Below are 11,431 nucleotides of genomic sequence, written 5' to 3'. Positions count from 1 at the left end.
TGCGAAACGTTTCTCCCTTAGCCCACGCTCCTGAGGGCCCTACCCCAAGGGGCAATGCAATACCGGGTCCCTCGCTCTATTGGTTCTCCCAGACCATTGGCCCCGATCGCGGCTTGGAGTGTGCTGTTCGCTCTATTGCTCTGGCTGAGTGTCGGCCTCACCTCTATCTTCGGGGCTTTATCAGTGATGGCTACCGCCAGCGCCTGGCCTCTTTGGCGCGTGCTGAGGATGTGGAGGATCGGGTCCACCTCCTCCCGCCTGCCCCGCCGCCGCAGATGGAGCGGCTGGCTGCCTCCTACGACCTGGGCCTGGTGGCCGAAACTGGAGCCACCCCCAATCACCGCATTGCCCTCGCCAACAAGCTTTTTACTTATGTACTGGCCGGGGTTCCGGCTCTGATCAGCGACATCCCCGCCCATCGGAGCTATGCCGAGTCCGCAGGGGAGTCGGTGCGGCTGTTCGCCACGGAGAATCCCCGCTCCCTGGCCTCCGCCATCGACGCTATCTGGGGAGACGAGGGCGCCCCCTTGGCGCAGGCCAGGCTGGCGGCGTTTCGACTGGGGCAAGAACGGTTGAACTGGGAGCTGGAGCAGGCTCGCCTGCTCGATGCGGTGGAGGATGCCCTGGCTCCAGGAGCCGCTGAAGGTGCGAAGACTCACCCGTGAGCGCCCCCCGGCCTGATGACGACGCCAACCAGGGCGCCAACCGTTCCTACGCCGAGGGCTACCGGGCGCGGCTGGCGGCTGAACCGATCAAGCACCGGCTGCGCGCGGCCCTGTTCCGGGTGCAGTGCTGGCGCTACCGCCGCCAGCTCGCTGCCCTCAAGCGCCAGAAGTCATTGGACTGGGTTGGCGGGATGGTCGACGTGCCCGCCCTCCTGCAGCCGCCCCCTTACCGCTACGGCGCCCTGCGGGGCCCCTGGATCGAGTCGTACTTCTTCGAGCACTGGCTGCGAAACGGAGCCCGATCGGCGGCCACCTACCTGCCGATCTTCTTCGATCCCTTCTTCTTTCAGGTCCAGTCCCACAAATACACGCCCTCCCGGTTCGAGCGCACCCAGCGGGCCCTGAAGGAGACGCTGGCAGGTCTGGATCCCAGCAAGCCCTACTTCACGGTGCTGGGCATGTATGACTTTCCAATCTGGGACTGGCATGCCTTCCCATGCAATGTCGTGGTGTTCAGTGCGAATGGAGGAGGCGACCTGCCGATTCCCCTCCTTCCTGGCTCCATCTCGAGACCTGCCAAAGGCGAGCGTGACATCGCCGTTTCGTTTTTCGGATCTCTTGAAGGGCCAAGCGACTTCAACCAGGTGCGCTCCAGGATGCATGCGGCACTCAAGGATCTCGCCTTCTTCGGCAGGGGGCCCCACTGGCGTGATGGGATGGCCCGCTCCACCTTTTCGCTCTGTCCCCGGGGCCTCGGGCGTGCCAGCTTCCGTCTCTACGAAGCGATGGCCCTGGGCTCGATCCCCATCTACATCTGGGACGACCGCGAATGGCTTCCCTTCCAGGACCGCCTTGATTGGAGTGAATTCGCCATCAGCCTGCCGATCGATGCCATGGATGAACTGCCGGATCGGCTGGCGGCGCTCTCCCCCGAGCACATCCGCGCCATGCAGCGCCGCCTGGTGGAGGTCGTGCCGGCCTACTTCACCATGGAGGCCACCTGCCGGGAGATTGTCGAGCGAAGCAATTGCCTACGCACCGTTGCCGATGCTGAGGCGATCACCCGTGAACGGGTCTTTTCTTGAGCTTCTGACCATCGCCATTCCCCTGTGCTGACCCGCCTGAGCTGCAAGCTCCGCTTCGCTCTCTCCAAGCTCCCCTTCCTTCCAGTCGTCTACACGCTGCGTTGGCGGAACGAGCTGTTCACCCGCCTGGTGTGGACCAAGGTGATGCCCTTCTTCGATGCGTCTAAGGGTCTGCTCAACCATGACCTCTGGGGTTGGGATGTCAACGAGCTGCGCTTCCTGTGGCGCTTCGTGAGACCGGGGATGACCGTGCTCGATGTGGGCGCCCACCATGGGCTCTATGCCCTGGTCGCCGCCCGCAGGAGTGGTCCGAACGGGCGAGTGGTGGCCTTCGAACCGAACCCTTCCGATGCCCGGCGCCTCCGTTGGCATGCCTGCCTCAATGGCCTTGGTCGCCTCCGCGTCGAGCCCCTGGCCCTGGCCGACCGCTCCGGAGAGGTGACCTTCCACGTGCCCGTCAGCGGTGTGCGCACCACGGCCAGCCTGCGCCGCCCGAACGATTCGCGGAGCCGCTTCAAGGCGATTCAGGTGCGGCTCGACACCCTCGACCATGTGGTCGCTGCTGCTCGTATCGAGCAAATCGATCTGATCAAGCTGGATGTTGAGGGGGCTGAAATGCAGTTTCTCGATGGTGCTACCGACACCATCCGGAGATTTCGCCCCCTGTTAATCATCGAATCGATTGATGATGTCTGCAAGGAATGGGGGCACGATGGCCGCCAATTGCTGTTGAGAGTGCAGAATGATTTGGGCTACCGTCTGTTCTCATTCACCGATGAGGGTTATTTGTTGTTCCACGAGGTTGGTGAGGTCTATCCGCTGATCAGCCGATGCAACTACCTAGCCTGTCCGGTGGATGATCTTGGCCGAATCGGGAATTTTGTGTTTATATAAAATTAGGTATAATGCCATGAAGGCAAATCGTTTCCTCAACGGCAGTGATGAATAGGTTCTTCACTTTGGTGCCGCACCACTGGCGCCAGGCGCTGAAGCGTCGCCTGTTCGCCGTGCGCGACATGACCACCCGCCTGCAGCAGCTCAGACGGGCGGGCTTCCGTTGCAGTGGTGCGATCGATGCCGTTGCCTATCGCGGCGACTGGACGCGTGAATTCTGGGATGTGTTTCCCCAGGTGCCGGTGCTGATGATTGAGCCCCAGCCAGAACCTCAATCACAGCTTCGTGATCTGGCTGCATCGGTGGCAGGGAGTGAGGTGCTCGCGGCAGCTCTGTCGGACCAGGCTGGTTCGGTCATCTTTCATCTGCAAGAGTCCAACAGCGGCATCCGACAGGGCGGATCGCCTGATGAAGGGAGCATCACGGTTCCTTGCGCCACCCTCGCGGCGATCCTGCAGGATCGGCCGGGGTTTTTGCCCAATCTGCTGAAGTTGGATCTCCAGGGCCATGAGCTGCAGGCTCTGCATGGAGCCGTAGATCACCTCTCACCCTTTGAGGTGATCATCTGTGAACTCTCAGTGATCCCCATTGGCGATGTGCCGACCTTTGCGGAGGTGAACCGTTTCTTCGAAGAAAATGGCTACCGGCTTTACGACGTGCTGCCTCAGTACGACCGGCCGCTTGATGGGGCCCTGTGGCAACTGGATGCTTTCTATGTACGGCAAGGCTCTGACCTGATTGCCTCGGCGGCTTGGGACTGATGACAACCCAATGGATCGAGAGGCCCGGTCTGCGGGCCAAGCAGTTGTTCGCGCGCTCAACGCTGTGAGCACATCCGGCCGCATCCACTCGCTGGAGGTGCTTCGTTGCGTGGCGGCCCTTGCCGTGGCCTGGTTTCACATCACCCACGGCGGCAAGCTGTTGGCCGGTGCCGCCAGCCCGCTCCTCCAGGCCGCCTCGGCCCTAGGCGCGATCGGCTTTCACGGCATCACGCTCTTCTTCGTGCTCACCGGCTTCGTGATTCCCTGGAGCATCCGCAATGCACCCCCGGTGGATGGTCTGCTGGGTTCGCTTCGCGATCTGCCTTCGTTTCTGATGCGCCGCCTGTTGCGCCTCCAGCCTCCCTACGCCGTGGCCTCTGTGCTGGCGCTGGGCCTCAACTGTCTCTCCACCCTGGCACCGGGGTATCAGGGCAGCTTCAGCGTCACCGTTCCGCAGGCGTTCACGGCCCTGCTCAGCGACAACCTCTACCTCACCGGCCTGCTGGGCGGCAGCTGGATCCTGGTGGTGGCCTGGACCCTCGCCCTGGAGGTGCAGTTCTACGCCGTGGCCGGCCTGATCGAACCCTGGGCCCGGCCCGCCCAGCGTGAGGCTCTTTCACCCTGGCTCTACGCACTGGGGGTGGCGGCCGTTTCGGCCCTGGCGGTGCTGATCCCCCAGAACACGCTGGTGTTCCGGGTGCTGCCGGTGTTCGCGCTCGGCTGGGTCACGGCCCACCAGGCCATGCGGCCCCGGCCGTTGCACTGGCTGGCGATGGCCTGGCTGCTGCTCCTTCTGGCCAGGCTGGCCGGCATCGAGCAGGCCTTGGTGGCCGCGGTGTGCGTTGCGCTGCTGCACCTGGCCCTGGCGGCTCCGGCCTTTGGCCCGGCGCCGTTGCTCTGGTTCGGGGGCATCTCCTATTCGCTCTTTCTCACTCACGTGCCCATCGGCGGGCGCGTGGTGAATCTGCTCAGCCGCTGGCCACTCTCTCCGCTGTCTCAGTTGCTGGTGTGTCTGCTGGCCCTGGTGCTGTCGGTGCTGGTGGCCTGGGGGTTCTGGGCTCTGATCGAGCGGCCAAGCCATCGCTTCAGCCGCCGGCCGCAGCTGCAGGCGTAGGGCCCATCAACAGTAAGATTCTTACACTTGATGGGCGGACATGCGCATCACCAGCAAGGGCCAGGTCACGATCCCCCAGGCCATCCTGGAGCGCTTCGGGCTGTTCCCCCACACGGCCGTTAGCTTTCGGGAAGAGAACGGTCACGTGGTGATCGAAAAGGACGACGACCAGCCCAGTCGTGGCTACGAGGGCATTCGCCGGCTGCGTGAGGCTCGCCTGCGCACCCGCCTGACCACTGAGGAATTGCTTTCCCTCACCAGGGGAGAAGCCTCCTGATGGTGTTGGTGGATTCCAGTGTGCTGCTGGATGTGTTCACCGCTGATCCCAGCTGGTGTTTCTGGAGCAATTAGATATATTAGCACCATCTGAATGCCGGCCCGGTTGTTATCAATGCGATCGTGTACGCAAAAATTTCCTTTGCGGTGCAGCGCATCGAAGAGGTTGAGCACGTTCTGCCCGCCCATCTCTACGACTACCGCCCCATTCCGAAAGAGACCTCGTTTCTGGCGGCCAGGGCCCACGCGGCCTATCTCGAACGTGGCGGCCAGCGGCGAATGATCCTTCCAGACTTCCTCATCGGTGCCCATGCCCTGGTGGAAGGGATTCCCTTCCTCACCCGTGATCAGAGCCGCTACCGCCAGGCCTTTCCTGGTCTAAAAATCATCTGCCCCGCCTAGTGCGCCTCCTGCTGCTGCTGCCCCCCCCGTCGACAGCCAGCGCGTGAGCATGACACTGACCTATTTCGACGCCTGGTGTTCGGTCCACTGAGCTGCGGCCGCTTTCCGCATTGCTAGCACGAAGATCTAGAACGATAATTAACAATCACCTGCTCCGATTCAAGCTTTTGATATTGTCCATGCATTTCTCGTGGGTGTAATTTACATACGTTGCTTGCTTGTTTATGGTAAACATGCTTGTGATGGTTTCTGGTCAATCTCACTGTCTTTAAGAAGTCATTTCTTGGCTTAAGCCAAACTACTGATTTGCTATTTATGGGTCGCTTGAAAACTGGAAAGGGTCAGTTTGTGGGTTGGAAGAATCTTCCGCACTCTCTAACCTCTTTTTCTCAGGCTTTGCGACGTAAGTTTTTCGGGCGTTTTCCTCGACAGCCTTGGATACCTTTTGCCGCCTCCAAGAAATTAGACGAGATTCTGCGGAGTAATTGGAAGGTATGGGAAGTAGGCTCAGGTTTTAGTACTCTTTGGCTCTCGGATCGCGTTCAGTCCTTAGTCAGCATTGAAGCTTCGGAGGAATGGTTTAAGTTACTATGTATAATGATAGAAGGCGAGAAAATCGATAATGTAGATTTAAGGTATGAATGGCGTGGAAGCGTGATGTCGGATTTTTCCGAGCTTCCTGATGGACATTTAGATCTATTGTTTATTGATGGAGGCCCAAGATCAGAATGCTTTACAAAAGGATTTCCAAAGGTAAAGAAGGGGGATTTATTTATTGCGATAACTGGGACAATGATGATTTTTGGGGCAAGAGCCGGGACTATATTCTGGTTGATTTGATCGAGGAGATTTCTTCTTGTCAGAACTTTGTCGATTATGTTCCTGCTCAAGTTGGTGTCTACGAAGGTCTGCTTGTGCGCAAGCGTTGAGATACTTGCCAGTATTCATGTTTGAGATTGTGCATAATTCAGCTTTTGACAATATCGAATCAATTCTTTTAGCTGATCTGGGTTTTCGTCTGCAGTGTCGGAGCACGCATAAACTGTTCGCGGTTGATTCAATCAACGACAAGTGCATGCCGTTACCATGACTGATTTTTGAGATTTTAAGTGATAGAGGCTCGGAGTATTTGACCGGAATTCAGTCTTGCTTGCTGGTGGGCCAATCTTGAGAGTTCTTCTGGTCTCCCCCGCTTTCCCCCACCAGCGCCGCCGACAGCCAGCGTCTGCGCATGCTGCTGCCCCACTTCGCCGCCCAGGGGGTGGAGGCGGAGGTGCTGGCGGTGGATCCCGTCTGCGTGGCCTCCCCAATGGATCCCTGGCAGGCGGACGCTCTGCCGGCCACCGTGCCGATCCACCGGGTCCGCGGCCGCAGCCTGCGCTGGAGCCGTGTGCCCGGCCTGGGCAGCGTCGAGGCCCGCTGCCTCGGGGCCCTGGCTGCGGCCGGTGATCGTCTGCTCAACGAGCGCCCCTTCGATCGGGTGCTGGTCTCCAGCACCGCCTTCGGCTGCTTCCGCCTCGGGCCCCGCTGGCGCCAGCGCTTCGGGGTGCCGTTCGTGCTGGATTACCAGGATCCCTGGGTCAACGACTACTACCGCGATCACCCCCAGATCAGCCCGCCCGGCGGCCGCCTCAAATACGCCCTCGCCGATCGCCTGAATCGCAGCCGCGAACCCCGGGTGCTGCAGACCTGCTCCGGTTTGATCGCCGTCAGTGCGGCCTACCTCGACGATCTGCATCGGCGTTATCCCTTCACCGTTGGGCGGCCCTCCCTTGAGCTGCCGTTTCCCGGTGCGCCCGAGGATTTCGAACGCCTGGAGGCGATCCCCCCGGCGCCCTGCCCTTTGATCCCGGCGACGGGCTGATCCACTGGCTGTCGATCGGCCGGGGCGGCGCTGATCTCACCACGGCGCTCGAGGGCCTGTTCCTCGCCCTCAAGCGCCATGCTTCAGCAAGCCTGCTGAGCCGCCTGCGGCTCCATTTCCTCGGCACCTCCTACGCCGCCGCAGGGTCCGGGATCCCCAGCATTCGCCCCGTTGCCGAGCGCCTCGGGCTGGGCCACCTGGTGGAGGAGCGCACCGATCGCCTGCCCCTCTCGCTCACCCTCGCCAGCCTCAGGGCCGCCGATGCCCTGCTGGTGATCGGCTCCGATGATCCGGCCTACACCGCCTCCAAGCTCATCCCCTACCTGCTGGCCCGCCGCCCCTGCTGGCGCTGATGCACGAGCGCAGCCCGGTGGTGCCCTTGATCAGATGCTGCGGGGGCGGCACGGTGGTGCCGTTCCCCAGCGGCGAAAGCCCAGGCACCCTTGCGGCCGCCATCGACCACGCCTGGCTGCAGCGGGATCAGTACGCCACCCCCGTGCCCCTCGATCCGCAGGCGATCAGACCCCACACCGCCGCCGCCCAGGCCGCCCAGTTGATGGACTTCCTGCGCCGCTGCCGATGACCGGCTTTCCGCCCCTCACCACCGCCACCACGGAAGACCTCTCCCGTTCCTACCGAGCGTTGCAGCAACCGCTGCTGCAGTGGTTCGGTGCCGGCAGCCTCGTGTCGGTGGCCTTTGTGGCGTCCCGCTCCTTCGATCAGGCCCTGGCCCTGGCGCTGATCCTGGCCGCCTGCTGGAGCGTGCTTGTGCTCTGGGAGCGCTCCGCTGGCCTGGAACTACCCATTCTGCCCGTCTATGTCAGCTTCCAGACCCTGCTCTTCGGCCTGCCGCTTCTCCTCAGCACGGCGGCTCTGGATGACTCCAGCGGATCCCAGATCGTGGCGGCAGGCTTTGCGGTGGCCCTCTGGCTCCTGAGCCTCCTCGTGGGCTGGTGGCTGGTGCAGCCCAGCTGGTTCCAGTTGCGCCCGGCTCCGCCCCTGCCCCTCAATGCCCGCCGCCTGGCCCTGCTGCCCCACGGCCTGCTGGCGGCCGGCCTGCTGATCGATCTGCTGCTCAGCTCAGGGATCTACTGGCAGCTGGCGGGTGGCTTGGGAAGCACCCTGCTCTCACCCGTGCGCACCCTGGCGGCAGCCATGGAGCTGATCGGCGGTTTCCTCGGTGCCCTCGAGTTCGGCGCCGGCCGCCTCCAGAACGCTGCCGTCTGGTGGGCCCTGTGGGCGGCGATCGTGGGTCAGAGCCTCTTCTCGCTCCTGCTATCCAGCAGCCAGGCGATGCTGTTGAGCACGATCTTCGGGTTGTGGCTGGCCTCCGCCCGCCGGGCCCTGCCGATCACAGTGGCCCTGCTGCTGCTGCTGGCCTTCCTCAACCAGGGCAAGTTCGTGCTCCGTGAGCGTTACTGGGGCGGCGGACTGCCCCTGCCCTCCAACCCGATCGAACTGATCAGTGAATGGATCGCCGCCAGCACCGCCTCAGAGGCCGCCGGCACCGGCCAGCAGGCCACCGAGCGCCTCAACACGCTGCAGAACGTGATCTTCATCCAGGGGCAGCTGGCCGCCGGGGTTCCCCCGATGGAGGGTGAAAGCTATGGGCTGATCCCCCAGGTGCTGGTGCCCCGGGTGCTGGCCACTGAGAAGGTCCGCAGCCAGGAGGGCCAGGTGCGGCTCAACCTCCACTTCGGCCGCCAGGCCACCCGCGAGCAGACCGAAACCACCTACATCGCCTGGGGGTTTCTGGCGGAAGCGCTCGGCAATTTCGGCGACTTCTTCGGCCCCCTACTGGTGGGCATCAGCTGCGGCGCCCTGCTGCGCCTGAGCGCCAATCTGGGCCGCCAGCAGCTGCTGCTCACCTCTCCGGGCGTGATCAGCCTCACCCTGCTGCTGCTCTGGGTGGTCTCCTACGAATTCGTGGCCAGCACCTTCGCCGCCGCCGCCTTCCAGTGGGTGGTGATGTATTCGGCCGTGATCTGGCTGGTGCGCAAGTTCCTGCCGGCGTGAGCACCCGTCTTGCGATCGTCGTCAGCCATCCGATCCAGTACTACGCCCCCTGGTTTGCCGCGCTGGCGGCTGAGCCTGATCTGGTGATCGAGGTGTTCCACCTCTGGGATTTCGGTGTCACCCAGCAACTGGACCGGGGCTTCGGCCAGAGTCTCCAGTGGGATCTGCCCCTACTGGAGGGCTACACGAGCCGTTTCGTCGCCAACGTCTCCCTCGACCCCGGCACCCACCACTTCGGCGGGCTCCACAACCCCTCCCTGGTGCTGGAGCTGCTGGCCTGGCGGCCCCAGGCCGTGCTGCTCTTCGGCTACGGCTGGCGCACCCACGTGAGCCTGCTGCTCGATCCGCGCCTGAGGACGATTCCGATCCTGTTTCGTGGTGATTCCCATGATCTGGTGGCGCCAAGGGGCTGGCGGCAAAGCCTGGCCCGCCTGTTGCGGCGCCTGCTGTTCCGCCGGCTGGCCGTTGCCCTGGCTGTGGGTTCGGCCAACGTCGCCTGGCTGCGGGCCTCCGGAGTGTCGGCGCAGCGGATCGTGATCGCCCCCCACGCCGTCGACAACGCCCGTTTCCAGGCCGCCGCGCCCCAGGCCGAGCGTGAGGCCCGTGCCTGGCGCGCCGAGCTCGGCATCGCCCCGGGGGCGCCGGTGGTGCTGATCGCCGGGAAGTTCGAACCCAAGAAGCAACCCCTGCAACTCCTGGCGGCCTTTGCCGCCCTGAACCACCCCACCGCCGTGCTGCTGCTGGTGGGCGCCGGGGTGCTGGAGCGCCAGCTGCGGGAGGCCGCCGCCGCCCTGGCACCCGGCCGGGTGGTGATCGCCGGCTTCCAGAACCAGTCGGCGATGCCGCGCACCTATGCCACGGGCGATCTGTTCGTGCTTCCCTCCCTGGGGCCTGGCGAAACCTGGGGGTTGGCGATCAACGAGGCGATGAACCTGGCGCGGCCCGTGCTGGTGAGCAGCCATGTGGGCGGCGGCCCCGATTTGGTGATCCCCGGGGTCACAGGCTGGGTGTTTCCCGCCGGCGATTCCATCGCCCTGCGCGCCGCCCTGGCCGAGGCCCTGGCCGACCCTGCGCGCCTGCGGCGGATGGGCCAGGCGGCCCGCGCCCACATCGAGGGCTTCAGCTACGCGGCCGCCACCGCCGGCCTGCGCCGGGCCCTGGCGATCGCGGGGGTGGCCTGATGGCCCGCCGCTCACCGGCTCCGGTGGTGGACCTGATCGTGCCTGAGCTCTACGCCAGCGACGGCGGCGTGCAGATCTACAGCCGCACCATGATCCGCGGCCTGCTGCAGGTGCTGCCCCCGGCCGTTCGCCTGCGGGTGTTTGTGCGCAACGACCGCCCCCGCCACCGCCCCGCGCAGCTGGATCCCCGCATCGAGCTGCACCTGCTGGGTTCGCCCGTCAGGGGCTGGGCCTTTCTGCGCTTCATCGGCGCCCTTCTGGCGTCGCTCCGGCGCCAGCGACCCGCCCTGCTGATCGCCACCCATCCCAACTTCGCCCCGATCCAACTGCTGCTGGGGCGGCTGGCGGGCTGCCCCACCTGGGCCTCGGCCCATGGCATCGACGTCTGGAACCTGCGGCCGGGGCCGCGCCGCTGGGCCCTGCGCCGACTGTCGCGGCTGCTGCCGGTGAGCCGCTACACCGAGCACCAGCTACGCCGCCAGCTGGGCTCCAGGCGAGTCGGCCCCTGCCCGGAGCTGGTGGTGCTGCCCAACACCTACAGCGATTGGACCTTCTGCCCGGGCCCTCGGCCCCCCATCTGCTCGAACGCTATGGCTTGGAGCCCGATCAGCCGCTGATCTTCTGCCTCACGCGGCTCTCCAGCCTCGATCGCTATAAGCACGTTGACGGCCTGATCGCGGCCATGCCCGAGCTGTTGCTCAGCCGCCCCGCCCTGCGCCTGCTGATCGGCGGAGAGGGCGATGACGTCCTCCGCCTGCGGGCCCTGTTGCGCTCCCTGAATCTCAGCGATTCCGTGCAGTTGCCCGGCCGGATCGCCGCCGCTGAACTGGCCGACCACTACCGCCTTGCCAGCCTGTTTGCGCTGCCCAGTGAAAAAGAAGGCTTCGGCATCGTGTTTCTCGAGGCTGCCGGCTGCGGCACGCCCGTGTTGGCCGGTAACCGCGATGGCTCGGTGGATCCGCTCGCCGATGGCGCCTTCGGCTGCCTGGTGGACCCGCGCCTGCCCCTGGCCCCGCCCATCCAGGCCCTGCTCGAGGGCTACGGCGAGCCCCTCTGGCATCAGCGTGAGGCCCTGGCGGCGGCGGTGGCGGAGCGCTTTGGCTTTGAGGCGTTCTGTGGGCGGCTGCGGACGTTGCTGGCTGATGTGCCGGCGCTTGTGCGGGAGACCTGAGC

15 protein-coding genes are annotated in these 11,431 nt (G+C 64.3%); all 15 read left to right on the top strand.

The window, feature by feature from the left end:
- Nucleotides 1-275 precede the first annotated feature (275 nt).
- Nucleotides 276-665: a glycosyltransferase gene (locus AAF143_RS15530; protein WP_414027328.1), complete on the top strand. Its 390-nt coding sequence runs from the start codon at nt 276-278 to the stop codon at nt 663-665.
- Nucleotides 662-1,750 (top strand): exostosin family protein, encoded by a 1,089-nt coding sequence (locus AAF143_RS15525; protein ID WP_255007059.1) that lies wholly within the window; start codon nt 662-664, stop codon nt 1,748-1,750. The genes AAF143_RS15530 and AAF143_RS15525 overlap by 4 nt, the downstream gene beginning before the upstream one ends.
- Nucleotides 1,751-1,774: 24 nt before the next feature.
- Nucleotides 1,775-2,644, top strand: coding sequence for an FkbM family methyltransferase (locus AAF143_RS15520; RefSeq protein ID WP_414027327.1), 870 nt, complete (start codon nt 1,775-1,777; stop codon nt 2,642-2,644).
- Between the two features lie 47 nt (nt 2,645-2,691).
- Entirely contained in the window at nt 2,692-3,405 is a 714-nt protein-coding gene (locus tag AAF143_RS15515; RefSeq protein WP_255007056.1) for an FkbM family methyltransferase, read from the top strand.
- A gap of 10 nt (nt 3,406-3,415) precedes the next feature.
- Nucleotides 3,416-4,519, top strand: a complete 1,104-nt coding sequence (locus AAF143_RS15510) for an acyltransferase family protein (RefSeq protein ID WP_261358808.1) — start codon at nt 3,416-3,418, stop codon at nt 4,517-4,519.
- A gap of 40 nt (nt 4,520-4,559) precedes the next feature.
- On the top strand, nt 4,560-4,796 hold the full coding sequence (locus tag AAF143_RS15505) for an AbrB/MazE/SpoVT family DNA-binding domain-containing protein (RefSeq protein WP_255007045.1): 237 nt from the start codon (nt 4,560-4,562) through the stop codon (nt 4,794-4,796).
- A gap of 122 nt (nt 4,797-4,918) precedes the next feature.
- Nucleotides 4,919-5,197 (top strand): type II toxin-antitoxin system VapC family toxin, encoded by a 279-nt coding sequence (locus AAF143_RS15500; RefSeq protein WP_255007044.1) that lies wholly within the window; start codon nt 4,919-4,921, stop codon nt 5,195-5,197.
- A 315-nt stretch (nt 5,198-5,512) separates the two neighbouring features.
- Complete coding sequence (locus tag AAF143_RS15495) at nt 5,513-6,037, top strand: hypothetical protein (RefSeq protein WP_414027326.1); 525 nt, start codon at nt 5,513-5,515, stop codon at nt 6,035-6,037.
- Nucleotides 6,038-6,428: 391 nt separating this feature from the next.
- Entirely contained in the window at nt 6,429-7,061 is a 633-nt protein-coding gene (locus AAF143_RS15490) for a glycosyltransferase family 4 protein (protein ID WP_414027325.1), read from the top strand.
- A gap of 200 nt (nt 7,062-7,261) precedes the next feature.
- Nucleotides 7,262-7,414, top strand: coding sequence for a hypothetical protein (locus tag AAF143_RS15485; RefSeq protein WP_414027324.1), 153 nt, complete (start codon nt 7,262-7,264; stop codon nt 7,412-7,414).
- On the top strand, nt 7,414-7,644 hold the full coding sequence (locus AAF143_RS15480) for a hypothetical protein (protein ID WP_414027323.1): 231 nt from the start codon (nt 7,414-7,416) through the stop codon (nt 7,642-7,644). Before AAF143_RS15485 ends, AAF143_RS15480 begins: the two co-directional genes overlap by 1 nt.
- A complete protein-coding gene (locus AAF143_RS15475) occupies nt 7,641-9,077 on the top strand; it encodes a hypothetical protein (RefSeq protein ID WP_255007039.1) in 1,437 nt (478 codons plus the stop codon). Before AAF143_RS15480 ends, AAF143_RS15475 begins: the two co-directional genes overlap by 4 nt.
- Complete coding sequence (locus AAF143_RS15470) at nt 9,074-10,258, top strand: glycosyltransferase family 4 protein (RefSeq protein ID WP_255007037.1); 1,185 nt, start codon at nt 9,074-9,076, stop codon at nt 10,256-10,258. The genes AAF143_RS15475 and AAF143_RS15470 overlap by 4 nt, the downstream gene beginning before the upstream one ends.
- Nucleotides 10,258-10,875, top strand: coding sequence for a glycosyltransferase (locus tag AAF143_RS15465; RefSeq protein WP_414027322.1), 618 nt, complete (start codon nt 10,258-10,260; stop codon nt 10,873-10,875). The genes AAF143_RS15470 and AAF143_RS15465 overlap by 1 nt, the downstream gene beginning before the upstream one ends.
- On the top strand, nt 10,854-11,429 hold the full coding sequence (locus tag AAF143_RS15460) for a glycosyltransferase (RefSeq protein WP_414027321.1): 576 nt from the start codon (nt 10,854-10,856) through the stop codon (nt 11,427-11,429). The genes AAF143_RS15465 and AAF143_RS15460 overlap by 22 nt, the downstream gene beginning before the upstream one ends.
- Nucleotides 11,430-11,431 lie beyond the last annotated feature (2 nt).

Source organism: Cyanobium sp. ATX-6F1 (assembly GCF_047395825.1).
Classification (GTDB): domain Bacteria; phylum Cyanobacteriota; class Cyanobacteriia; order PCC-6307; family Cyanobiaceae; genus ATX-6F1.
The sequence above is the reverse complement of the archived record's forward strand: the minus strand, read 5'-3'. Positions and strand labels throughout refer to the sequence as shown.

What these genes read in the sequence shown, in the direction of transcription:
- AAF143_RS15530 (WP_414027328.1), top strand. Translation starts at nt 276, where the DNA reads ATGGAGCGGCTGGCTGCCTCCTACGACCTGGGCCTGGTGGCCGAAACT.
- AAF143_RS15515 (WP_255007056.1), top strand. Translation starts at nt 2,692, where the DNA reads ATGAATAGGTTCTTCACTTTGGTGCCGCACCACTGGCGCCAGGCGCTG.
- AAF143_RS15510 (WP_261358808.1), top strand. Translation starts at nt 3,416, where the DNA reads ATGGATCGAGAGGCCCGGTCTGCGGGCCAAGCAGTTGTTCGCGCGCTC.
- AAF143_RS15505 (WP_255007045.1), top strand. Translation starts at nt 4,560, where the DNA reads ATGCGCATCACCAGCAAGGGCCAGGTCACGATCCCCCAGGCCATCCTG.
- AAF143_RS15495 (WP_414027326.1), top strand. Translation starts at nt 5,513, where the DNA reads ATGGGTCGCTTGAAAACTGGAAAGGGTCAGTTTGTGGGTTGGAAGAAT.
- AAF143_RS15490 (WP_414027325.1), top strand. Translation starts at nt 6,429, where the DNA reads ATGCTGCTGCCCCACTTCGCCGCCCAGGGGGTGGAGGCGGAGGTGCTG.
- AAF143_RS15480 (WP_414027323.1), top strand. Translation starts at nt 7,414, where the DNA reads ATGCACGAGCGCAGCCCGGTGGTGCCCTTGATCAGATGCTGCGGGGGC.
- AAF143_RS15475 (WP_255007039.1), top strand. Translation starts at nt 7,641, where the DNA reads ATGACCGGCTTTCCGCCCCTCACCACCGCCACCACGGAAGACCTCTCC.
- AAF143_RS15465 (WP_414027322.1), top strand. Translation starts at nt 10,258, where the DNA reads ATGGCCCGCCGCTCACCGGCTCCGGTGGTGGACCTGATCGTGCCTGAG.